At 38.7% G+C, this 22047-nt stretch carries 23 protein-coding genes; 12 read left to right on the top strand and 11 right to left on the bottom strand.

Features of this window, described 5'->3' with window-relative positions; genetic code table 11:
* Positions 1–101 precede the first annotated feature (101 nt).
* Positions 102–761 (bottom strand): chloramphenicol acetyltransferase, encoded by a 660-nt coding sequence (locus J2Y40_RS16880; protein WP_310000254.1) that lies wholly within the window; start codon positions 759–761, stop codon positions 102–104.
* Positions 762–1107: 346 nt separating this feature from the next.
* On the opposite strand from J2Y40_RS16880, the gene J2Y40_RS16875 reads away from it, so the two are divergent.
* From J2Y40_RS16875 to pdeM, 5 genes are all read left to right on the top strand, one after another.
* Complete coding sequence (locus J2Y40_RS16875) at positions 1108–1563, top strand: PPC domain-containing DNA-binding protein (protein WP_153392207.1); 456 nt, start codon at positions 1108–1110, stop codon at positions 1561–1563.
* 245 nt (positions 1564–1808) lie between these two features.
* Complete coding sequence (locus tag J2Y40_RS16870; protein ID WP_153399758.1) at positions 1809–2831, top strand: ligase-associated DNA damage response exonuclease; 1023 nt, start codon at positions 1809–1811, stop codon at positions 2829–2831.
* Positions 2828–4408, top strand: a complete 1581-nt coding sequence (locus J2Y40_RS16865; protein ID WP_153392206.1) for an ATP-dependent DNA ligase — start codon at positions 2828–2830, stop codon at positions 4406–4408. The genes J2Y40_RS16870 and J2Y40_RS16865 overlap by 4 nt, the downstream gene beginning before the upstream one ends.
* A gap of 1 nt (position 4409) precedes the next feature.
* Positions 4410–6863, top strand: a complete 2454-nt coding sequence (locus J2Y40_RS16860; protein ID WP_310000248.1) for a ligase-associated DNA damage response DEXH box helicase — start codon at positions 4410–4412, stop codon at positions 6861–6863.
* A gap of 107 nt (positions 6864–6970) precedes the next feature.
* Positions 6971–7615: a ligase-associated DNA damage response endonuclease PdeM gene (gene pdeM, locus J2Y40_RS16855; protein ID WP_310000246.1), complete on the top strand. Its 645-nt coding sequence runs from the start codon at positions 6971–6973 to the stop codon at positions 7613–7615.
* A gap of 280 nt (positions 7616–7895) precedes the next feature.
* Here the strand turns inward: pdeM and J2Y40_RS16850 are convergent, their stop codons facing one another.
* Positions 7896–9110, bottom strand: a complete 1215-nt coding sequence (locus J2Y40_RS16850; RefSeq protein WP_310000244.1) for an MFS transporter — start codon at positions 9108–9110, stop codon at positions 7896–7898.
* A gap of 148 nt (positions 9111–9258) precedes the next feature.
* Here J2Y40_RS16850 and J2Y40_RS16845 point away from each other — a divergent pair, with 148 nt between their 5' ends.
* The 5 genes from J2Y40_RS16845 (at position 9259) to J2Y40_RS16825 (ending at position 11689) form a co-directional block, all read left to right on the top strand.
* On the top strand, positions 9259–9849 hold the full coding sequence (locus J2Y40_RS16845) for a TetR/AcrR family transcriptional regulator (protein WP_153392198.1): 591 nt from the start codon (positions 9259–9261) through the stop codon (positions 9847–9849).
* 68 nt (positions 9850–9917) lie between these two features.
* Positions 9918–10376: a hypothetical protein gene (locus tag J2Y40_RS16840; RefSeq protein ID WP_310000241.1), complete on the top strand. Its 459-nt coding sequence runs from the start codon at positions 9918–9920 to the stop codon at positions 10374–10376.
* Between the two features lie 2 nt (positions 10377–10378).
* Positions 10379–10681, top strand: coding sequence for a DUF3817 domain-containing protein (locus tag J2Y40_RS16835; protein WP_153392194.1), 303 nt, complete (start codon positions 10379–10381; stop codon positions 10679–10681).
* Positions 10678–11037 carry a rhodanese-like domain-containing protein gene (locus tag J2Y40_RS16830; protein ID WP_153392192.1) on the top strand — a complete coding sequence of 120 codons (360 nt, stop codon included), beginning with the start codon at positions 10678–10680 and terminating at the stop codon, positions 11035–11037. The genes J2Y40_RS16835 and J2Y40_RS16830 overlap by 4 nt, the downstream gene beginning before the upstream one ends.
* Before the next feature lie 145 nt (positions 11038–11182).
* Positions 11183–11689 (top strand): pyridoxamine 5'-phosphate oxidase family protein, encoded by a 507-nt coding sequence (locus J2Y40_RS16825; RefSeq protein WP_310000236.1) that lies wholly within the window; start codon positions 11183–11185, stop codon positions 11687–11689.
* An 86-nt stretch (positions 11690–11775) separates the two neighbouring features.
* Here the strand turns inward: J2Y40_RS16825 and J2Y40_RS16820 are convergent, their stop codons facing one another.
* The 3 genes from J2Y40_RS16820 to J2Y40_RS16810 form a co-directional block, all read right to left on the bottom strand.
* Positions 11776–12009 carry a thioredoxin family protein gene (locus J2Y40_RS16820; protein WP_310000235.1) on the bottom strand — a complete coding sequence of 78 codons (234 nt, stop codon included), beginning with the start codon at positions 12007–12009 and terminating at the stop codon, positions 11776–11778.
* A 9-nt stretch (positions 12010–12018) separates the two neighbouring features.
* The gene (locus tag J2Y40_RS16815) at positions 12019–12900 is read right to left on the bottom strand and encodes a dihydrodipicolinate synthase family protein (RefSeq protein WP_310000233.1); all 882 of its coding nucleotides are present in this window, start codon (positions 12898–12900) and stop codon (positions 12019–12021) included.
* A 139-nt stretch (positions 12901–13039) separates the two neighbouring features.
* Positions 13040–13495, bottom strand: coding sequence for a cupin domain-containing protein (locus tag J2Y40_RS16810; protein ID WP_310000231.1), 456 nt, complete (start codon positions 13493–13495; stop codon positions 13040–13042).
* Positions 13496–13596: 101 nt separating this feature from the next.
* Here J2Y40_RS16810 and J2Y40_RS16805 point away from each other — a divergent pair, with 101 nt between their 5' ends.
* The gene (locus J2Y40_RS16805) at positions 13597–15030 is read left to right on the top strand and encodes a PLP-dependent aminotransferase family protein (protein ID WP_310000229.1); all 1434 of its coding nucleotides are present in this window, start codon (positions 13597–13599) and stop codon (positions 15028–15030) included.
* Between the two features lie 389 nt (positions 15031–15419).
* On the opposite strand, the gene J2Y40_RS16800 is transcribed toward J2Y40_RS16805, so the two are convergent.
* Positions 15420–16562, bottom strand: coding sequence for an Atu1372/SO_1960 family protein (locus J2Y40_RS16800; RefSeq protein WP_310000227.1), 1143 nt, complete (start codon positions 16560–16562; stop codon positions 15420–15422).
* Between the two features lie 66 nt (positions 16563–16628).
* Between J2Y40_RS16800 and J2Y40_RS16795 the strand changes: the two genes are divergently transcribed.
* Positions 16629–17432, top strand: coding sequence for an AraC family transcriptional regulator (locus J2Y40_RS16795; RefSeq protein ID WP_310000225.1), 804 nt, complete (start codon positions 16629–16631; stop codon positions 17430–17432).
* Here the strand turns inward: J2Y40_RS16795 and J2Y40_RS16790 are convergent.
* The 5 genes from J2Y40_RS16790 to J2Y40_RS16770 all read right to left on the bottom strand — a co-directional run bounded on the left by J2Y40_RS16790 (position 17429) and on the right by J2Y40_RS16770 (position 22008).
* The gene (locus tag J2Y40_RS16790) at positions 17429–18463 is read right to left on the bottom strand and encodes a sulfite exporter TauE/SafE family protein (RefSeq protein WP_310000222.1); all 1035 of its coding nucleotides are present in this window, start codon (positions 18461–18463) and stop codon (positions 17429–17431) included. The two genes, J2Y40_RS16795 and J2Y40_RS16790, sit on opposite strands and share 4 nt — an antisense overlap.
* Before the next feature lie 10 nt (positions 18464–18473).
* Positions 18474–19259: a phosphatase PAP2 family protein gene (locus J2Y40_RS16785; protein ID WP_153392174.1), complete on the bottom strand. Its 786-nt coding sequence runs from the start codon at positions 19257–19259 to the stop codon at positions 18474–18476.
* Positions 19260–19328: 69 nt separating this feature from the next.
* Complete coding sequence (locus tag J2Y40_RS16780; RefSeq protein WP_310000219.1) at positions 19329–20612, bottom strand: HAMP domain-containing sensor histidine kinase; 1284 nt, start codon at positions 20610–20612, stop codon at positions 19329–19331.
* A 115-nt stretch (positions 20613–20727) separates the two neighbouring features.
* Positions 20728–21405 carry a response regulator transcription factor gene (locus tag J2Y40_RS16775; RefSeq protein ID WP_153392171.1) on the bottom strand — a complete coding sequence of 226 codons (678 nt, stop codon included), beginning with the start codon at positions 21403–21405 and terminating at the stop codon, positions 20728–20730.
* Between the two features lie 93 nt (positions 21406–21498).
* On the bottom strand, positions 21499–22008 hold the full coding sequence (locus tag J2Y40_RS16770; protein WP_153392169.1) for a CinA family protein: 510 nt from the start codon (positions 22006–22008) through the stop codon (positions 21499–21501).
* Positions 22009–22047 lie beyond the last annotated feature (39 nt).

Here is a 22047-nt window from a genome sequence, read left to right as displayed (position 1 = left end):
TGGCCCTCCAAACACAACCCATTAGGCCTTAAAAATACCTGATAATCAATTATGTAAACTATTTTTTCACAATTACATTCACTGCAAAGCTAATTGACTATTCATTCACCATTATTCAGCTGCTTCTGAAATTCCTCAAGATATTTCGCGATATGGATTCCGTCTGCCAGCCCGTGGTGAGCTTCTATGGAGACCGGAAGATATTTTCGGTCATCCCGGATATTGAATTTACCGAAAGTAATCTTCGGAACAGATTCCGTGCGGTCAAGATTTGTCGGATGAAGCAATGCACTGAAAGAGTTCCACGGAATAGTTGTATGCCTAATCAGATCTTTTCCCAGCTCCCCATTATTAAGCCTGATTCCTGATGTTTCCTGTACCTCAGCAATTTCTTCCTGCATCGCTGCATTGAAAGTTTTAAAATCTTCTGAAAAATTCATAAATGCAAAACCAAAAGTCCCGTCTGCCCTGCCTATGGTCGTTCCTGCATGAATCGTGTCATACAAAACCACTTTTCCGTCAAGGATCCGGAGTTTCAGTTCGTCAACTGCATTTACGGCTTTCATTGATTTATGAAGATAAGAAGCGAAAAAAGAATACCCGTTTTCTTTGGCATGTCTGTAAGCATTGGTACAGTCTACTTCTGTTGTAAAGCCAAAATACGGGCTTGCCATTTTTGAGAAAAATTCAAAATGCTCTTTACGGTTCCAGTTTTCTATATCGATGATCTTCATTGAATGATTTTTTGCAAATTTCGTCATGTTTTGGAACTTTTAAAACTTGCAGGAAATGAAATTAATGATATACATCTGAAAAAGCTGAAAATTTTTCTCGCTAATCTTAGAATCAACTCCGTTTATTCGATGAAGCATACCTGTAGCCCTACAGCTTCATCAGTGACAAAACCGCATTCCTTTGGTTACTCAGAATCAGTAATTTCAAAAATAGTCTTTGCCTTAATTTTTATTTTTCGAAACAGCCCTACACAACAAAAAAATCTGCGTAATCTGGTAATAAACATTAAAGCACAATTATTGCATTTATTTTGTCCGTTGGACGTCTAAAATTGAAAATCAGAATTCATAAGAACAGATTAAAATTCATATTATGGAAATACAAAATTATAAAGGAAAACACTGGTCAGCAAGAAAAGTTGACGGAATCTACATCGTAAGCATAGAAAACAGAGCCGGAATTGTAGAAGCCCTCACTGATTTTATTACCGCTCACAATATCCATGCAGGAGAAGTGACTGGCATAGGTGCGGTGGATGAGGCAACATTGCGTTTTTTCAGACCTTCCGAAAAAAAATATGTTGACAGAACATTTAGAGAACAGATGGAAATCACCAATATATCCGGAAATGTCTCAGAAATTGAAGGAAAACCAAGTCTTCATCTTCATATTACACTGGGAAGAGAAGATTATACCGCAGTGGCAGGGCATCTTCTGGACGCCAGAATATCCGGTGCAGGAGAATTTATATTTTATCCGTTAAATATGAGAGTAGTAAAAATCAAAAATGAAGACGTGGGAATTAATTTCTATGATTTTGAAAGATAATCTCTTGACTTCTGAAAAATTTCACTGAGTTTCTAAAGCTGCTCTATAAGTTTTCAGCCTTGAATGAAAGCAGGAATCCGTAATAAACAGTGGAATAAATAAAACCACACATCCGGATGAAAGTCCTTTGAAATAGCTTCCGGAGATCAGGAAATATGAAAGTCCCGAAATAAGAAATATTGATATCCATGATTTATCTTAATTTGGTGGGATTTTTGAATGTAAAATATAAACCGATCACACCATTGAAACTAATCACATTCACCAAAAAAGGAATCTACTGTCCTCAGGGGAAATTTTATATTGATCCCTGGAGACCTGTAGACCTGGCTGTCATTACACACGGACATGCTGATCATGCCCGCTGGGGAATGAAAAAATACCTGTGTCATCATTTTACCAAACCCGTTCTTTACCAGAGAATAGGACCGGATATTGAATGCCAGAGCGTGGAATATGGTGAAATAGTACACATCAACGGGGTAAAAGTATCCCTCCATCCGGCAGGCCACATTATCGGCTCGGCTCAGATCAGGCTTGAATACAAAGGATTTGTAACCGTTGTTTCAGGGGATTATAAAATACAGGATGATGGTTTGAGCACTCCTTTTGAATTGGTTCGCTGCAATGAATTTGTTACAGAAAGTACTTTCGGGCTTCCCATTTACAACTGGCTGGAAGTTAATGACCTTAATAAAAAACTTCAAAGCTGGGTACTGAAAAATCAGGAAAACTCAAAAACTTCTGTATTCATAGGATATTCTTTAGGTAAAGCCCAGCGAATCATGAAAGCCGTCGAAGGTCTGGGAAAAACATATGTGCATTATTCTATCGGGAAACTGAATAAAGCTTTTGAAGAATCGGGTATTCTGCTTCCTGATTATAAGATTGCAGACTTCAGAGAAAATATCAAAGAACTTCAGCATGAGATTGTGATTGTTCCGCCTGCTTTATTGGACAGCAGTATCATCAGAAAAATACCGGATGCAGCCACTGCTATATGCTCAGGATGGATGCAGGTACGGGGAGCCAGAAGATGGCGAAGTGCGGATGCAGGATTTCCTATAAGCGACCATGCAGACTGGAAAGGGCTTCTTCAGGCCGTAAAAGCTACAGAGGCAGAAAAAGTACATGTAACACATGGACAGACCGATATTTTCTCAAAATATCTCAACGAAATCGGGATTAAGGCGGATGTGATAGAAACTCTTTTCGGCGAAGATGAAGAAGAATCTGAAAAAGAAATCATTGAAACTCCGGAATTATGAAACACTTTGCAGATCTGATCAATGCATTGGAAACCACCAATAAGACCAATGCGAAAATTGATGCCATCATTGATTATCTGGAACGTGCCCCGGATGAAGATAAAGTATGGTTTATCGCTTTATTTACCGGAAAAAGACCAAAACGGAACGTCAATACCAATTATATGAAAGAATGGGCACTGGAAATTACACAGCTGCCTTTCTGGCTCTTCCAGGAATCGTATTCTTCTGTAGGGGATCTCGGAGAAACACTTTCTCTTATTCTCCCCCCTCCTGAACAGAAAATTGAACGTACTTTATCTGAATGGATGACCGATATTCTTCATTTAAAAGATAAAACCGAAGCAGAAAAAAAAGCATTTGTCCTGCAATCCTGGAACGGACTGGATTATACGGAAAGACTGATATTCAACAAACTTTTAGGTGGAAGTTTCCGCATCGGGGTTTCAGACAAAACACTGATCAATGCCCTGACGAAATTTTCCGGACAGGAAGCCAGTACCCTTACACATAGCCTCACAGGAAAATGGCAACCCGGTGAAATATCATTTCAAGAGCTGATTTCTGCAGAAAAAATTAATCCTGATAATTCAAAGCCGTACCCCTTCTGTCTGGCCTACCCTCTTGAAAAAGGACTGGATGAGCTGGGAGCCCCTGAAGAATGGCAGATTGAATATAAATGGGATGGCATCCGTGGACAGATCATCAAAAGAAATGATGAAGTTTTCATCTGGTCACGGGGTGAAGAGCTGGTCACTGAACAGTTTCCTGAGATCAGGGATGCTGTAAAAATGATGAAAGGAAGTTTTGTTTTAGATGGAGAAATACTTGCGGTAAAGGATGGTAATATTTTAAATTTTAATGAGTTACAAAAAAGATTAAACAGGAAAACTTTAACTAAAAAAATGTTGGCAGATATTCCGATTGAAGTTTTTGTGTATGACCTTCTTGAACTGGAAGGAACCGATCTCCGCGAAAAACCTATGGAGGCAAGAAGAGCTATGCTGGAAGAATTGTTACTGAATGAACATCCTGAAAAAATCAGAATTTCGCAGACTATAACATTCGAAAACTGGGACGAACTGAACAGCATCCAGGAAAAATCCAGAGAGATCAACAGTGAAGGACTGATGCTGAAACAAAAGAATTCACCCTATCATGCCGGAAGAAAAAAAGGTGACTGGTGGAAATGGAAAGTAAGCCCGCTGACCATTGATGCAGTGCTCATTTATGCCCAAAAAGGAAGTGGCAGACGGAGCGCTTATTACACGGATTATACTTTTGCCGTAAAAAACAGAGATTCTCTGGTAACCATCGCTAAAGCGTATTCGGGGCTTACGGATAAAGAAATCATGGAAGTGAGCAAATTTGTCAATAAAAATGCCATTGAAAAATTCGGACCTGTACGGACGGTAAAAGCAGAGCTGGTCTTTGAAATAGCTTTTGAGGGCATAGGATTCAGCAGCAGGCACAAAAGCGGGGTTGCCTTGAGGTTCCCCCGGATTGTACGATGGCGGAGAGATAAAACCGTTGATGAAATTGATGATCTTGAAGAAATAAAAAAACTGATCCAGTAAATTGAATACATTTGAAAATACCAACGGCTTTAAAGTCATTCAGCAGTGGATGACCGGAAAAGGTATTGCTCCATTTAAATTCCAGACCGAGACCTGGCGCAAATTCGGAAACGGCTACAGCGGTATGGTGATAGCTCCCACAGGGTTCGGAAAAACGTTTTCTGTATTTCTGGCATTGGTTTTAGATTTTATGAACCATCCAGAAAAGTATAAAAAAGGGCTAAAAATGATCTGGATCACTCCGCTCCGGTCTCTGGCAAAAGATATTGCCAAAGCCATGGAAGAAGCCATGAATGAGATTGGTCTGGACTGGACCGTAGGAGTAAGAAATGGCGATACCGACCCCAAAGTAAGGCAGCAACAGGTAAGAAACATGCCTGAAATTCTTGTTGTTACTCCGGAAAGTCTTCATCTGCTTCTGGGGCAGAAAAATCACAGCAGGTTTTTTCAGGATCTGAAATGTGCCGCAGTGGATGAATGGCATGAACTGCTGGGCTCTAAACGCGGAGTTATGGTAGAACTGGCCATCTCCCAATTGAGAAAATATGCTCCAGCTATGAAAATCTGGGGAATTACCGCAACCATAGGAAATCTGGATGAAGCTATAGAGGTTTTGATTCCTTACGACATCAAAAAAACAAAAATTACCGCCAAAGAATATAAAAAAATTGAAATCCTTCCTGTTTTCCCTGATGAAGTGGAGGTTCTTCCATGGGCGGGACATCTGGGCGCGAAACTGGCAGATAAAATCGTTCCGGTTATTCTTGAATCTACTTCTACCATTGTTTTTACCAATACAAGAAGCCAGAGTGAAATGTGGTATCAGCTTCTGCTGAACGCCTATCCTGATTTTGCAGGTCAGATCGCCATTCATCACAGCTCTATTGATGCTCACCTCCGGATCTGGATTGAAGAGAACTTAAGCAGTGGGAAACTGAAAGCGGTGGTTTCTACTTCCTCTCTGGATCTCGGCATAGATTTTAAGCCTGTTGATACAGTCATCCAGATTGGCTCAGCCAAAGGGGTTGCCCGGTTTCTTCAGCGTGCCGGACGGAGTGGCCACTCCCCTTTTGAAACCTCTAAAATTTACTGCGTCCCTACTCATTCCCTGGAACTGATCGAGGTTTCAGCATTAAAAGAAGCGGTCAAACAAAAAGTAACAGAACCCCGCGAGCCTCAGGTATTATGCTTTGATGTGCTGGTTCAGTTTCTGATGACTTTAGCCGTTGGAGATGGCTTTTATCCCGAAGAAACTTATGAAAGGATCAAAAAAACATATGCTTTCCGGGAAATGACGGATGATGAATGGAAAAGCTGTCTTGATTTTCTGACCATCGGGGGAAGTGTCTTAAAAAGCTATGAGGAATTTCATAAGATTATCATTATGGAAAACGGTTTATTTAAAGTGACCTCAAGAAAAATCGCTATGCTCCACCGTATGAATATGGGCGTTATTGTAAGTGATGCTATGCTGAAAGTAAAATTTATTTCAGGTGGTTATATCGGTATGGTGGAGGAATATTTTATTTCAAAACTCAAAAAAGAAGAAAAATTTATTCTGGCAGGACGTACTCTTGAAGTGGCCATGATAAAAGATATGATCGTCTATGTAAGATCAGCCAAAGGAAAGGCAATAACTCCTAGTTATCTGGGCGGAAGGCTTCCTCTAAGCTCTGATCTGGGACATTTTTTAAGAGAAAAACTTTCCCATGCCCTGAATCCCAAAACTTCGGAAAAAGAACTGAAATTCCTGCATCCGCTTCTGGTACGGCAGGAAAAGAACTCGCATATTCCCAAAGAAGATGAGTTTTTGGTCGAAATGATCAAAAACAGAGAAGGTTATCATCTGTTTATGTACCCTTTTGAAGGGCGTCTTGTGCATGAAGTGATGGCAGCCCTGATGGCTTACCGTATTTCAAAGCTGGCCCCGATCTCTTTTTCCATGGCGATGAATGATTACGGTTTTGAACTGTTCAGTGACAAGGAAATTCCTCTGAATGAAGAAAATCTGCATGCTGTTCTAACCCGGGAAAACCTGATGAATGATGTAATCGCCAGCATTAATTCAGCGGAAATGGCCAGAAGAAAATTCAGGGATATTGCTGTGATCTCCGGAATGGTGATCCAGAATTATGCAGGAAAACAGCGCTCCAATAAGTCGTTGCAGAGTTCAGCCGGACTAATCTTTAAGGTTTTAGAAGATCACGACCCCAATCATTTTCTTGTAAGACAGGCGTATACAGAGGTTTTCAATATACAGCTTCAGGAACAGCGATTGGTGGAAGCCTTTAAAAGAATAGAAAAATCAAAAATTATTTTAAAATATTCCAATACCTTTACCCCGCTCAGCTTCCCGATCAAAGTAGATAGCCTGAGGCAGACCTTATCCAGTGAAAGCCTTGATGCCAGGATCAGGAAAATGGTGGAACAGGCCGGAAAAAATATTTTGTTATAGATAAGTCATCGTCAATGCTTTTCATTTGGTAAAATTCACAGCGAAGCTAATTGACAATTGACTTACGAAGTATAATTCACCATTGACATTTTTAATCATTTACAGTCTTGAATATTGCCGTAAAAAATATCACGATCAGCAACGAAGTTTTCACGTTAACCAATCAGCGCGCCGCATTCTGGAAAAGAGAGAAAGCATTAATCCTGTCTGACCTTCATATCGGGAAAACAGCTCATTTCCGGAAAAACGGGATTGCTCTGGCCAATCATATTATGAAAAGCGATCTGGAAAGATTATCTGCTCTCATAGCCTATTTTAACCCTGATAAATTCATTATTGTTGGTGATTTGCTCCATGCCGGAGATAATTCTGACGTGGATGAGTTTTGCCGATGGAGAAATCAGTATCCTGATCTCTTATTTTATCTTATCGAAGGTAACCACGATCGGATTACAGAAGCCCTGGAACGTAAATTATGCCTGAATTTCAGGGCTGAACTTCTGCAGATCGACGATTTTATCTTCATTCATGATTTTGATAAAACACGCTCCGGATTTCAGATCACCGGGCATATTCATCCGGGCGTTATCCTGAATTCTTCAGTGGAAAGCTTCAGACTTCCTTGTTTTGTACAGACTTCCGGACAGCTTCTTCTACCTGCCTTCAGTGAATTTACAGGACTTGATACCAAAAATATTCCCAAAAGCGGAAAGTTTTTTGTATTTACAGATTCTGAAATTCATGAAATCTAAGGTGGAAGAGAGAGGTTGGAAATTATTTTGTTCTGAAAAAAAGCTTAGAGACTCTTTAATATAAGGGAAAATATTAAAATTAAAAAATTTCTTGCAGATTTTTTGAATATTCAGGCTTTAAACAATATTACATTTGAGTCAACTAAAAGCAAGGCAGTATAACGAGAATTGTCAATCACCTATAACTTTATTCATATACATACCGTTATTTTAAGATCTGCGTTATCTTCAAAATCAGCGAGAGAAAAAAATAATAAATAATCTCTTCCTTCTCCCTTTCTTATTTCTTTTTGCTCAAATGGATGCTGTACCATGTGATTAATACTGTTGCTAATAGAAATACCGCTCCGATCCAGGGTGTACTGTTCAATCCTAAAGAAGAGTTTACAATAAGCCCACCAGTATAAGATCCTATCGCAATCCCGATATTAAATGCTGCAATATTGATTCCTGATGCCACATCTTCTGTGCCGGAAACTTCTTTTTCTGCGATTTGTACTACCAAGAGCTGCAATCCGGGCACGGTGGCAAAAGATAAGCCTCCTAAAAGAAAGAGCGTGATAATACTCAGTACCGGACTGGCAGCTGTAAAATAAAATGCCAGTAATACCAGACCTTGTGCTGCAAACATCCATAAAAGAGCTTTTAACGGTTTTTTATTGGCCATTTTTCCTCCGAAAAGATTTCCCAGGGCAATCGCAATTCCATATACCAGAAGGATGAATGTTACGGTGGATTCCTGAAATCCTGTGATCTGCTGTAAAATCGGTGATAAGTAGGTAAACACAACAAATGTTCCTCCGTATCCCATGGCTGTCATTAAAAATGCAAAGATCAGACGTCTGTTTCCCAATACTTTGGGCAGGCTTTTTAAAGAGGCTGTCTGATCGCTTTTAAGGTTTTTCGGAACCAACAGCATACTTGCGATCAGTCCTATGATTCCCAGAATGGAAACGCCGATAAAAGTGGCTCTCCACCCGAAATGCTGCCCGATAAAAGTTCCCAGTGGAACTCCTGTCACGATCGTCAGGGTAAGCCCTGAAAACATAATTGAAATAGCCGTTGCCCGTCTTTCTTCAGTGACTAACGACGCGGCAATTGTGGAGCCTATAGAAAAGTAAACTCCATGGGCAAATCCGGTCAGAATTCTGGCCAAAACCAGTGTAAAAAATCCCGGAGCTACTGAAGCCAATCCATTGCCAATAACAAATAACAGCATAATCGAAATTAGAAGAATCTTTCGCGGAACTTTCCCGGTTAGGGCTGTCAGTATAGGTGCTCCTATGGCAACCCCTATTGCGTAAAGACTTACTAAAAGTCCCGCTGAAGGAATGCTGATGCCAAGGTCTGATGCTACTGTAGGAAGAAGCCCTACAATGACAAACTCGGTGGTTCCTATTCCGAATGCACTTATTGTAAGTGCCCATAATGCAGCAGGAAGGCCTTTGCTTTTCACTCCCTGTGCCTGAATCTGTATTTCTTTCTGATTATTCATCGTATTCAGATTTTATTGATTTTGACCAGACAAAGTTCTGACGAAAAATTATATTATAAAAATTATTTAAATTGTAGTTTATTATCAGAATAATGATAGTTAAGTTTTTAGAAATTCCGTTTCTTTGCAGTAAAGACAGTGCCTCCCTATGAAAAAATCAGAAGCAACCCGTTTAAATATTCTTCAGAAAGCCTTTGAACTGATTTACGTGAAAGGTTATCAGACCACAAGCATCGATGAAATCATTGCAACCACCCAGGTAACAAAAGGGGCTTTCTATTATCATTTTAAAACAAAAGATGAAATGGGTCTGGCCATCATTAATGAACTTCTGATCAATAATTTCAAAAGCATCTTCATTGAACCTCTGCAAAACAGCGATCAGCCTTTAGAAAGTATTTACAACCTGCTGTATAACGTTTTAATGGAAAATGATTTGTTAAAGGTTGCATACGGCTGCCCGGCTTCCAATTTCACGCAGGAAATGGCTCCATGGCATGTAGATTTTACCAAGGCTCTGAATAAACTTTCTGTACAATGGGAGGATGCCATTATTTCGTGTATTGAAAACGGAAAGAAAAATAACTCGTTAAAAGAGAATGTCAACGCAAAAGAAATTGCCGTTTTTGTAATGTCCGGCTATTGGGGAGTGCGGAATTTAGGGAAACTGGAAAACTCAAAATCCGTGTATCTCATTTATTTAAAAGGACTTAAATCTTATTTCAAATCTTTGGAATAATTTTTTACCAAAAAACATACTAATTAGTATGTTTTTATTCTATCTTTGAAGTGTTCTAAAAATTAATCATGTACCAGACGCTTACATTTCTTCATTCCCTGTTCCGGTGGATCGTTTTATTAAGCCTTATTTACAGCATATGGATAGCCTTCAGAGGATATTTTTATCAAAAAACATTTGGAAAAAAGGAAGATTCGGTACGGCACTGGACAGCAACCATTGCCCATATTCAGCTGGTTTTGGGAATTGTCCTTTATTCCAGGAGTCCAATCGTAAAATATTTCTGGAAGAACTTCAGTGAATCTAAAGCCTCTCTGGATCTGCTTTTCTTCGGGCTGATTCATATTTTACTAATGATTACTTCAGTTGTGCTGATCACCATAGGTTCTGCTTTGGCTAAGAGAAAAGAAACAGACCGGGAAAAATTCAGAACAATGCTTATCTGGTATTTCATTGCGTTAGTACTTATTTTTATGGCTATCCCATGGCCATTCTCCCCTCTTACCAACAGACCTTATTTTAGATAATTATGATGAATTTATTAAAAACAAAAGCCGGCCGTCTCAGGATTCTGGCCATTCTGGAAGGAATCTCCCTGCTCATTCTGGTATTCATTGCGGTACCATTGAAATATGGGTTGGGAAACCCGGGACTTGTAAAACTAATGGGTCCGGTTCATGGAACATTATTTCTTCTTTTCCTGTTTAATACCTTAAGTGTAGGGGTTGAACAGCAATGGAAATTTAAAGAAACGACCTGGAAAGTAATCCTGGCGTGCTTTATTCCTTTTGGCACCTTTTATATTGACCGTAAAATTTTAAGCAGACTATGAAAAATGCCTTAATCCTCTGCGGAATAGCTCTTACAGTGTATATTATTTACCGGGTTTACAAATACCAGACATTAGGTAACAATCTTGAAACCCATATTAAAAAAGGAGCCATTATTCTGGATGTAAGAACGGAACAAGAATATAAAACAGGGCATATTGAAGGATCTGTTAATATTTCTTTAGGAAGCATCCGCGAAAGATATACTGAACTTCACCAGAATAAAACCTACATCACAGTCTGTTCTCATGGATTACGGAGCGTAAAAGCTGAGCATATTTTAAAGGAAAAAGGCTTTAAATATGTATACAATGGCGGTGCATGGAGTGATCTTCAGAAAATGATTTCAGATCAATAATACATAAACTCAGGATATTCCTTGCAATAATCATTCTGTTTGGTCAGGTATTTGAATATTTAATAGTGAATATTACTGAAATTCAGTTTCAGAAATCCACTTATTTTTATTTTCCCAGTAATACCAAACTTTAAAATATAATAATATGTCAACACAGAATTTAACCCACCTCGAAGCCATTAAAAAGATCAAAGAACTGTCAGAAAAAGCAAGAATATGCATGTTCTGTACAGAACTGGAAACCGTACCGGTCAATTCACGGCCTATGACTCTTCAGGAAACAGATGACAGCGGGAACCTATGGTTTATCAGTAGTGCCGTAAGCAACAAGAATTTTGAAATAAAAGAAGACCGGAGGGTACAGCTTTTTTTCATGAACAATAGTGACTCTCAATATCTTTCTGTATATGGACAAGCTTCTGTTTATAAAGATAAAGCAACGATTGATGAGAAATGGTCTCCGATGGCCAAAGCATGGTTTGACGGTAAAAATGATCCGGATGTTACCATCATTCGTGTAGAGCCTGAAGAAACGTATTATTGGGATACAAAAGCAGGAAAACTGGTCAGCCTGTTCAGTTTTGTAGCTTCTGCAATAACTGGAATTAAAACGAATAATTCAGACGGTGTTGAAGGCAATGCCACTGTATAAAGAAAAAACAGCCGAAAACTCAGGCTGCCTTTTGTAAAAGAACAGAAAACCCCGGTGACCCTGAAAAATTCAGCCACCGGGAATTTTTATTTTTTTACATCTTCCATAGATGCTCCAAAATTGATATGAAGGACATTTCCATTAGGTGTTACCAAAGCAGGGACAGATTGTATCCCCGCCTTTTCAGCGTCTGTAATTTTACTTCTGTCATTTCCTAAATGAATAATTTCTACATTTTCTGCACCAATAAGGTTAACAATATCGTGCTCTGCACTTACACAAACCGGACATCCGGCATGATAAAAAATTGACTTTTTCATAAGATTAAATTAATTAAGGATTTTAATAATATTTTTCAGTTCCTGCGTTTCTTCAGCCGTTAGAGGCTTTAACGGATTTCTCAGGTTTCCGCCTTCTTCTCCCAGAATGTTTAAACCAGCTTTTACAGCTCTTGGGAGTCCTTTATTAACGATAAATTTCAACAGGTCGAACTGCTTGTAGAAAACCTCTTGGGCTTTTTCTATATTGCCTTCTTCCACCGCGTTGTATAAAGCAACATTCAGTTCGGGGATCAGATTCGGTGCCGCGGTACACCAGCCTCTTGCTCCGGCAGTAAATGCAGCCAGGGCCAGCGGATTGGATCCGTTATAAAAAGCAACATCCTCTCCCAGTTCTTTTCGCAGATAATGCATTCTCTGGATATCTCCGGAACTCTCTTTGATCATCGTTACATTAGGAATCTCCAACAGTCTTTTAAGAAGAGCTGGAGACATATCTACTCCACTGGTGGCCGGATTGTTATAAGCCATGATAGGAATAGAAATCTTGCTGGCTACTGTATCATAATGAGATACAATTTCATCATCCGTAAGCTTCCAGTAGCTCATAGGAATGATCATTACAGCATCAGCCCCTGCTTTCTCAGCAAATTTTGCATGATGAACGGTCTTATCTGTGGTAAGATTAGATACTCCTACAAGTGTCGGGACTCTCCCCTGGGTCTGTTCTATTGTTGCTTCTGTTACGGCTTCTTTTTCCTCATCGGACAGATAAGGCATTACTCCGGTACTTCCTAACGGAGCTATTCCGTGGCTTCCGGAAACGATCAGCCTTTCAGTCAGTTTTTTAAAGAGAGGGATGTCTACTTTTTCATTCTCGTCGAAAGGGGTAATAGGATAAGCAATCACTCCTTTAAATGGAACATTTTTCATTGTTTATTGATTTTAAAAATTAAATGATTTCCATTAAGAAAGTTTAAGCAGTTAAGATTGTTTACGGCAGGTTTTCTTTAAAATCAGAATGACTTTCTTAACGAAGCTTAAACTTTCAGTATTTCTTAATGGCTGGTAACTAAAGATCTCTGCCTTCTTCTTCCCTTAAGGCAACACCCAGGTTTTGTAGCTGCGGTGCGTTTTCACAGGCAATATATTTGGCAGGTTCAGTATCGCTCATATTCTGATGTTTATGCCAGGCCCATGAAGGAATGTAAACAGCATCTCCCGCTTCCCAATGCACTCTTTCATCTTCCACTTCTGTCCATCCTTTGCCTTCAATCACATACAATACCGTTTCATAGGTATGTCTGTGTCTGTTGGTCTGCTGGCCCGGGAGAATACCTCCTATTGTCATACTTACATTTTTACTGGGAAGATCTACAAAAAAAACAGGATGTTTTCTTTCCGTTGAAAACTGGTTGTGTTCCCCCGCATTTTCTACGTTTTTATGAATCAGATGGCCTGGTTTTACGTATTTAGGTCTTGCAAAAGTTTCATGAAAGTCTTTTGAACTGAATTGTTTCTTGTCCATGATTTAAAAAAATTAAATGTTCTTTGCATTATTGCATGACAAAATTATTTTATATTTGGACTGTTTAACTGATACAGTTTTCATATAAATAGATAGTCCAGATGCTCAGACCTTGGAAATTAGAATTGGAAATCGATAAAAAACTTGATAAAGCAGTCTATTTACAGATCGCTGATACCATCATTGCAGATATTCGTTCAGCAAGATTAAAAGCAGGAGATGCCCTTCCGGGAAGCAGAAATCTGGCCCAGCTGCTGAATATTAACAGGAACACAGTAGTAGAAGCTTATCAGGTACTCATTAATGAAGAATGGGTAATTTCAAAGGAAAGAAAAGGAATTTTTGTCTCAGATGTACTGCCGGTTTCACAACGGAGATCATCTCAAAAAGAATCCGGACCGGAAGAGGAAAAACGACAGGACAATCCTATGATGATTAATTTTGACGACGGACATCCTGACAGTAAAATTGCCCCTGTAACAGAGCTGGCCAGAGCATACAGGCAGATTTTCAGCAGAAAAGCCAAGTGGCAGATGATGGGTTACAGCAGTGAGCACGGAGATCCTGAATTCCGCAAAAGTATTGCCCAGATGCTGAATCATCAAAGAGGAATGAATATCAATGAGAATGAAATATCTATCACAAGAGGCAGCCAGATGGCCATGTTTCTGACTGCTCAGGCGCTTTTACAGCCGGGAGATCAGGTGATCATAGAAAACCCGGGATACCAGCCCGCCTGGAAAGCTTTTGAATACGCAGGAACAGAGCTTCTACCTGTAGCAGTGGATCATGAAGGGATCATTATTGAAAATATTGAGAAACTTTTAACCATCTATAAAAATATCAAAGCGATCTATATCACCCCTCACAGGCAATACCCTACAACCGTTACCTTAAGCCTGGCAAGAAGGCTTCAGCTCATTGCATTATCAAACAAGTATGGTTTTACCATCATTGAAGACGATTATGATAATGAGTTCCATTTTGGGTACCGCCCTATTCTTCCCGTTTCCAGTTTCCCGGATCTTAACCATTACGTATATATCGGAACACTAAGTAAAGTAGTTGCACCAGCTTTAAGAATTGGTTATCTGGTATCCAAAGATCAGAAACTGCTTCAAAGAATCGGAGATCTCAGAAAAATAATTGATGTTCAGGGTGATGTGATTATGGAACAGGCCGTACTACAGCTGATTAAAGATGGAGCTGTAAAAAAACATATTAAAAAAGCCACATTACATTACAGGAACAAAAGAGATTTTGTAGCCGGGCTTCTGGAAAAATACATAAAGAATTCTTCTGATTTTATACTTCCGGATGGCGGACTGGCCTTCTGGATTGTACCCAAAGCAAAATTGAACTGGAATACCGTAACAGATTTACTTATTGAAAGAAACATCAATATCATCCATCCTGAACAATACAGCTTTGATCAGACAATCAACGGTTTTAGACTGAGCTATGGTTCCCTTTCTGAAGAACAGCTGGAACAGAGTATAAAGATAATCGGTGACGTACTGGCTCAAGAGATATAGATATTTTACACTTAATTATATTTTGCATGGAGGTACAGATTAATTCGTGAATTAGCGACAAAAATATTTCCCACAAATCGCGCAGATTGCACGGATGAAGATGGTTATTTTCACTGCGTGTTATCTTACTTATACTTTTAATTTTATCGAAATAGACTGTATTATTTTTTTAATCAGATATTTCCTGGGATACGTATGGCGAAAGGTTTTGAATCATTATGCTGCTTTAAGGCACAAAACCAGAGTTTTTCAGCAATTTTTTCAAATAAAATAAGCTGAGAGAGAAATTTCCACAAATCTCAGTGGGGTTTGTGGGAAATAAAAAACTGCAAATCCATGAGATTGAAATTCTCACAAATCTGCAGTTGATTGTAAATTGTTGAAAGAGCTTATTCCACTTCAAAAACAGCCTGTATTTCTACCGAAGAATTGACAGGAATAGAAGAAGCTCCCAGCGTAGCTCTTGCATGTTTTCCTTTTTCACCGAATACTTCCACTGTAAGATCGGAAGCGACATTCATAAGATCGGCATGTTTGGTATAATTGTCTTTGGTATTGAAAATTCCGGTCAGCTGTACACATTGTTTTACTTTATTCAGGTCTCCGCCAACAGCTTCTTTCAGCACAGCAATTACATTCAACATAGTAGTTTTTGTGGCTTCTTTTACCTGTTCTTCATTCACGTCAGCTCCTAATTTTCCTGGATAAAGAATTTTTCCTTCTTTTAAGGCTACCTGATTAATGAATACCAGATTTCCGGAACGTACGAAAGGTTTGTAATTTCCGGCTGGCTTAGGAACCTGAGGCAGCATAATATTTTTAATCTTCATTGTGGCATTGATATCTTCTGATGCAGGTTTTACTGTGGTGGTTAGCTTTTTATTAAAAGTTCCCTTTAGGGCCAAAGCCGTTTTAGCAAAATTTCTTCCCTGCAGTTCTGCCAGAATACGTTCGTCTTTTGTAGGTCTTTCCACGTCTTTTAGAGAAGCCATACTGGTAATTCCAAGCACGCTGTTCCCCTGTGGTATGGTTTTATTCATATTTTCATACCCTCTGATGCCATTAGAAACCAATACCATTCCGTGAACAGCAAGACTGTTCCAGAAGGCCTGTAATGCCAGTTCTTTTCCGGCACCGCTTCCGGCAGACATAAATACAGAGGCAGGCATCCCTTCAAGAGCATTATTCGTCCATAAATTAACGGTTTTAGACAAAAACTCGCTCATTCCTGTACTTATATTCCCAAAATAGACCGGAGATCCGAAAACAATTCCGTCATAGGAAGGCAGCTCATCCACTGAAGCCACAGGGATATTTTTTAATTTGGCATTCGGAGATTCTTTAACCTGCTTAATGACAGCCGAAGCACTGCCATTGCTTTCAATACCGGATGCTATTTCTTTTGCCAGTTCATATGTTCCTCCATTGTCTGAATGAATAAGAACCAATATGCTGGCTTTTTGATTTTGCGCCATAATGGTGGTAGTTTTTAATAATAGAATGAATACAAAAAGTGTACTTAATTTTTTCATTTTGAATACTATAATTGATAATACAAAATTAATACTGTCGTTTTTATTAAATTTGCCAAAAAATATATGCAGAACGACAATACCAAATGCGGTTTAACAGAATATACCCAAAGCAGTTTTGTAGACAGCATTGAAAAGGAAGCGTATGTCTGGTGTGAAAAAGACTGGAAACATGATGATTATGACCATACCCACAGCCGGGCACAGCTTACATTTGTAGAAGAAGGATATCAATACTTTCATATCGATCAGAAGATCTATCTGGTACCTCAGCATCATGTCATCTGGATTCCTTCAGAAAAGGCCCACCGGATCACTTCAGAAGCAAAAACGGTGAATTTAATGGTCTTTTTATTTAAGTCGGTTTTCAAGGAAGATTTTTATAAGAATGTTCATGTTTTTGCCGTCCCTCCGGTTTTGAAGGAAATGCTTTTGTATGCTTCTAAATGGAATCAGCTGCTTACTGAAGATGAAGAGCAGGATCTGTTTTTTAAAGCAATTCTAAAAAGCCTTCCTAACTTCTGTAAGGAAAGTTCATACCTTGAAATCCCCGTTCCTGCGGATATAAGGCTTATTCCTGTATGTGAGCATATCAATTTAAATTTTAGATATAGTCTGGATACAGAGTTGCTTGCAGAAAAGGCGCAAATGTCTGTTCGTTCCCTTCAGAGAAATTTTAAAAATGAAACAGGAATTACGCTTCAGAAATACCATCAGCTGGTACGCATCTTAAAAAGTATTGAACTGCTGGACACCGGGCAATATACTTTAAGCCAGATTGCTTATAAGGTCGGATATCAAAGTCTGTCTGCATTTACTTCTTCTTACAAAGCAATTATGAAATCCAGGCCGGAGATCCATAAACATTAAATTTCAAATTTTGTAAGTTTTCCGTCTTTATAGCAGTAAAATTCATAAGCAGGTTCTTTTCTGAACATAAAGACCTTTTCAAGATGAATGCAGTCATAATACGGTTCCAGCTGTAGATATTTTTCTTTAAGGGGATCTGGCAGTTCCTCTGGTTTTATAGGTCTTTCCACTTCAAAACCATCATCAAATGCGAATTCAACAACAAAATCGGTTTTCCGCCATGAGATCACAGATTCCGTCTCTCCGCTGTGCAGGGTGGATGAAAAAGCAATTTTATCTTCTTTTATTATTTTATCTGAAGTTCCCACCAGAAGCATTATTCCGGAGACTACCATTGCACCATATCCTATCTTTTTAAACATCATTTCGCTTAAATACGGAAGAATATATTTTATAGTATATGATGAAATAATGGCCGCTACAGCAATAGCCAGCCCAAACCACAATGCTTTTCCTGAGTATAAACCGAGTGAAAGATAGATCATCAGCTTGATGAAATGGAGGAATACTTCATTGGCCGCTCTTGTTGCCACAATTTCTTCTTTTTTCAGCCCAAATCGCAGATAAAAACGATTAAACAGCAACCCAATAGCTCCTGTAATACCGGAAACAAATCCTGCACAAAATCCTATAAGTGCCAGGGCTGCCGAAGGATAAAGCTTTTGAGGTTCCTGTTCCGTTTTTTTTGCTTTGAACAATTCCGGAACATTGGCCATCAGGAAAAAGGCAACAATTAACTGCAAATAGTTCGGATTGACATATTTGATGAGCCACGCCCCTACTAAAACAGCAGGAATAGAAAAAGGGACAAACCACAAAAAAATCCTCCATCTGATATGCTTTTTAAAAACAGCAATACGGGACAAAGAACTTGTAAAAGTTCCTACCGTCAGTGAAAACGGGACTAAAGAACCAGGAAGCATCATATTCAGGATCGGGATAAGAATCAGGCTGGCACCTCCTCCACAGATTGTACTGATCCAAAAAGCAGCGATGGTAGCAAAGAAAAGCAGTGTGATATAAATGGCCATGGTCTTATTTTTAAAAGTTTTTCACCAATCCTATTCCAACATTTCCTTTCTGGTAATAAGGCAAAATCATCATTTGGGACTTTTCCTTTTTCCCATCTAAAAGAGTATTGATCTTAGGATACAGCCAATATGCCAGCTCGGTAGACAAAATTCCGAACCCGGCTCCGCCTACAACATCTCCAAACCAGTGTTTATTATTCAACATTCGGTAAACTCCGGTAAATACAGCAAGTGAATACCCGGAAATCCCTATCCAGAAATTGGTGTCCTTATATTCCCGGAACATAAACTGTGCAGAAGCAAATGCCATCGCCGTATGTCCGGAAGGAAATGACAGCCGATTGGAACCATCCGGTCTTTCTTCTTTGGTAATATGTTTTAAAGGAAGCATAAATGCTGAAGAGATGAGCAGAGAAGTTCCGTAAATAATACTTCTGTCCCGGAAATTATGTTTTCCTTCCACTCCGAATGCATTTAGCCCATACACCAATACTGCCGGAGCAAACTGGGTATAATTATCCAGTCTGATATGGTCCGGTTTATGTTCACTGATCTCATACTGAGTAGAAGAATTAAGCTGCTTTAAGCTGCTGATTCCCAGACTTGCAAATCCGTAGGAAATAAATACAGCCGGAATAATAAGCTTTTTATATCTGAACTGATGGGTTTTATCTGCGGGAACCTCATCCTGAATGATAACGCTGTCCTGAATTTTTTCAACGGCTAAACTGTCCTGTGCGTGAATCTGCTGAAAACTTACCCATATAAATAGTAAGCTTGAAATGAAACCTTTCATAAGTGTGCAGTATCTTTTGTATTAATGATACCGCAAAGTTCCATTTCAATTTAGAAGAAATTTTGAATTTTAAAAGGTAATGCTGAAAATGTGGAAATTATTTTTAAAATCATAAGAAATGATCCAGTTCTGGCGGACACAGATCTCTTTGATAATGGCAAGTCCCAGCCCGCTTCCTAAATTGTCTGTTGAAGATCTCGAAAATCTTTTGAAAAGGGTATTTTTATTAAGTTCAGCTGTTCCGGAATTTGAAATTTCCAGTGATTTTTCTGATAATGTTACATGAACATTTCCTCCTGCCTCTGTATGTCTTACAGCATTTACCAGAAGATTGCTGATCATGGTTTCGGTAAGAGTCCTGTTTCCGGAAACTTCTATTCCGTTTTCGATTTCTTCATGTAAAGAAATATTTTTTTGCTCAAAGTGCTCATGGAATACAGCAGAATACTGTGTTGTGATTTCACTGATTAACAGCTTTTCATTTCCTGCAAACTGCTGGTTTTCAATTTTGGCAAGCAGCAGCAGGTTTTTATTGATTCTGGAGCTTCTTGCCAGCGTTTTATTAAGATCTTCAATGACCTGATATTGCTGTTCTGTCATATGTTCATCCTGGATAAGTACATCAAGTTTATTCTGGAGGATAGCCAAAGGAGTTTGCAACTCATGGGAAGCATTTTCTGTAAATTCTTTCTGAGTTTTATAGACAGAAATATTATGATCAATAAGCTTTGAAAGAGCCTGGCTGAGTTCTTCAAATTCTTTGATATCTGTTTTCTCAAAACTGATTTTCTTTCCGCTGCTGAGATCAAAAGATTTAAGCCGGTTGAGTGTATCATGGAAAGGTTTCCATACCGTGTTGGAAAGTCTTCTGTTCAAGATCAGAAGCCCGATGACAATCACAATAAAGAAAAAAAGTGTGGTAAAGGCGATGACTGTAACGGTTTCATGACTTTCTTCCACGTTGGTTTCTACTGTAAAAAGATAAGGTTTGTTTTTAATATAGACTACTGTTTCAAGACATCTGAAACGGTCAAATTCCGGTTCTGAAGTATAAGATTTTTTCTCTATGGTAAAAATTACATCTTTTTTCAGTGAGTTGAAAGAAATTTTTTGGATATCAGTACCCGGTTGGATTGTATTCCACAAAGCAATGCTTTTTTCCAGTTCTTCATCAGAAAGATGCAACTGGTTCAGCTCATACGCTGATTTTTCTGCAATAACTTTATTGTGTTCATCCAGTTCACTGATCCAGATACCGTCTACCACCCAGTAGTATACAGGAATGCTAACGGCTAAAATAATCAGCACATAGATCAGAAACGGTTTGGTGGTTTTGGCTAATAGAGGTTTCAAAAGTTCTGTTCTGGGTTTAAAATTGTAATGATTCTTGTGAATAAGTCATCTGACGCGATTCACCATTACCATTCACTTACAAAGTAAAATTGACTATTCATATTCTGATGTTCCTCTATTCCCCGCTCCATTTATATCCTGTTCCGTACACCGTCTTCAGATAATGCCTGCTGCCTGCATCATAGAGTTTTTTCTTAAGATTTTTTACGTGAGCATATACAAAATCATGATTGTCCAGCATATCTGCAAAATCTCCGGAAAGATGTTCCGCCAGAGCACTTTTAGAGATTACTTTATTTTTATTACTGATAAAATACAGCAGAAGATCAAATTCTTTTTTCGTGAGAACCACCGGGGTATTATTTACAGTAACCGTCTTTGCCAGAATATCAATCTGTAACTCATCCTGAGTTATTATGTTTGTACTCCCAAAATGTTTCCTCCTGATAACAGAGTAAATTCTCGCTGAAAGTTCAGATAAATGAAACGGTTTGGTAAGATAATCATCAGCCCCTGTCTGAAGACCTTCTATTTTGTCTTCCAATGAATTTTTTGCTGAAATAATGATTACCCCCTCCTGTTTATTATCTTTTTTAAGTTCTTCCAGAATTTTCATACCGCTTCCGTCCGGAAGTGAAATATCCAGCAGAATACAATCATAGCTGAAACTTTTGATCTTGTCAAAAGCTTCTCCGAAACTAGACGCAAATTCACATAAATAATTTTCTTCCGAAAGATATGTGGCAATACTCCGGGCCAATTCAGGTTCGTCTTCTATGATCAGAATTTTCATTCAGCAAAGGTATATGTTCAATTTTGAAGAAATTCTGAATTAAGATACTAAAGATTATTGAAAGTGGAATAAAAATAAACCAGTTCTTAATGGCTACCCATCCGATCTCAGAATAAGCAGCTGATTGATTTCACTTTTAAAACAACCCAGAATAAATTCCGTATAATACATCTGTGCATTTAAAGCCTGTGTTTTATGGTGAAGCTCCAGCTTTTTAGCAAGAACAATCTCTCCTTTATAAGAAAAGGAAAAATAAGCGAAAATTTTATAGGCAGAGTTTCTTATAGGAGTACAGTATCCCGTAGTAGCAATAGACCAGTCGGATTCAAAAAGCCGGGCGGCATTAAGAGCCATAACCGAAGCTATATTTTCTGAGACACAGTCGCATTCCTCCGCTTCTTTTCTGTTTACATTCAGCAGTTTTACTTTCTGCGGCAGTGTATAAGCCGTTATTCCTCCTTTATAAAACAGGGAAGCATTATGCATTTGTGAAAAAGCCAGCTGCAAACAGCCTGATGTAACACTTTCTGCTATAGCAATGGTTTCACCTGCAGTCATTAATGACTGGCTTATGTAGTCTAAAAGATTTTTCTGAAAGTCCATAAATTAAATATTAAGTGAGTGGTGTGAAAGGTGTCTTTA

Origin of the sequence: Chryseobacterium sp. 2987, from assembly GCF_031456375.1 — a bacterium.
GTDB classification, from domain to species: domain Bacteria; phylum Bacteroidota; class Bacteroidia; order Flavobacteriales; family Weeksellaceae; genus Chryseobacterium; species Chryseobacterium vaccae.
Note: the sequence above shows the minus strand (reverse complement) of the source record. Positions and strands in the feature narration are given on the sequence as shown.

Excerpts from the sequence above, each read along its gene's own strand:
- J2Y40_RS16805 (WP_310000229.1), top strand. The coding sequence starts at position 13,597 with ATGCTCAGACCTTGGAAATTAGAATTGGAAATCGATAAAAAACTTGAT.
- J2Y40_RS16830 (WP_153392192.1), top strand. The coding sequence starts at position 10,678 with ATGAAAAATGCCTTAATCCTCTGCGGAATAGCTCTTACAGTGTATATT.
- J2Y40_RS16865 (WP_153392206.1), top strand. The coding sequence starts at position 2,828 with ATGAAACACTTTGCAGATCTGATCAATGCATTGGAAACCACCAATAAG.
- J2Y40_RS16840 (WP_310000241.1), top strand. The coding sequence starts at position 9,918 with ATGTACCAGACGCTTACATTTCTTCATTCCCTGTTCCGGTGGATCGTT.
- J2Y40_RS16820 (WP_310000235.1), bottom strand. The coding sequence starts at position 12,009 with ATGAAAAAGTCAATTTTTTATCATGCCGGATGTCCGGTTTGTGTAAGT.
- J2Y40_RS16800 (WP_310000227.1), bottom strand. The coding sequence starts at position 16,562 with ATGAAAAAATTAAGTACACTTTTTGTATTCATTCTATTATTAAAAACT.
- J2Y40_RS16785 (WP_153392174.1), bottom strand. The coding sequence starts at position 19,259 with ATGAAAGGTTTCATTTCAAGCTTACTATTTATATGGGTAAGTTTTCAG.
- J2Y40_RS16835 (WP_153392194.1), top strand. The coding sequence starts at position 10,379 with ATGATGAATTTATTAAAAACAAAAGCCGGCCGTCTCAGGATTCTGGCC.
- J2Y40_RS16850 (WP_310000244.1), bottom strand. The coding sequence starts at position 9,110 with ATGAATAATCAGAAAGAAATACAGATTCAGGCACAGGGAGTGAAAAGC.
- J2Y40_RS16790 (WP_310000222.1), bottom strand. The coding sequence starts at position 18,463 with ATGGCCATTTATATCACACTGCTTTTCTTTGCTACCATCGCTGCTTTT.
- J2Y40_RS16880 (WP_310000254.1), bottom strand. The coding sequence starts at position 761 with ATGACGAAATTTGCAAAAAATCATTCAATGAAGATCATCGATATAGAA.
- J2Y40_RS16825 (WP_310000236.1), top strand. The coding sequence starts at position 11,183 with ATGTCAACACAGAATTTAACCCACCTCGAAGCCATTAAAAAGATCAAA.
- J2Y40_RS16845 (WP_153392198.1), top strand. The coding sequence starts at position 9,259 with ATGAAAAAATCAGAAGCAACCCGTTTAAATATTCTTCAGAAAGCCTTT.
- J2Y40_RS16795 (WP_310000225.1), top strand. The coding sequence starts at position 16,629 with ATGCAGAACGACAATACCAAATGCGGTTTAACAGAATATACCCAAAGC.
- J2Y40_RS16875 (WP_153392207.1), top strand. The coding sequence starts at position 1,108 with ATGGAAATACAAAATTATAAAGGAAAACACTGGTCAGCAAGAAAAGTT.
- J2Y40_RS16815 (WP_310000233.1), bottom strand. The coding sequence starts at position 12,900 with ATGAAAAATGTTCCATTTAAAGGAGTGATTGCTTATCCTATTACCCCT.
- J2Y40_RS16770 (WP_153392169.1), bottom strand. The coding sequence starts at position 22,008 with ATGGACTTTCAGAAAAATCTTTTAGACTACATAAGCCAGTCATTAATG.
- J2Y40_RS16810 (WP_310000231.1), bottom strand. The coding sequence starts at position 13,495 with ATGGACAAGAAACAATTCAGTTCAAAAGACTTTCATGAAACTTTTGCA.
- J2Y40_RS16775 (WP_153392171.1), bottom strand. The coding sequence starts at position 21,405 with ATGAAAATTCTGATCATAGAAGACGAACCTGAATTGGCCCGGAGTATT.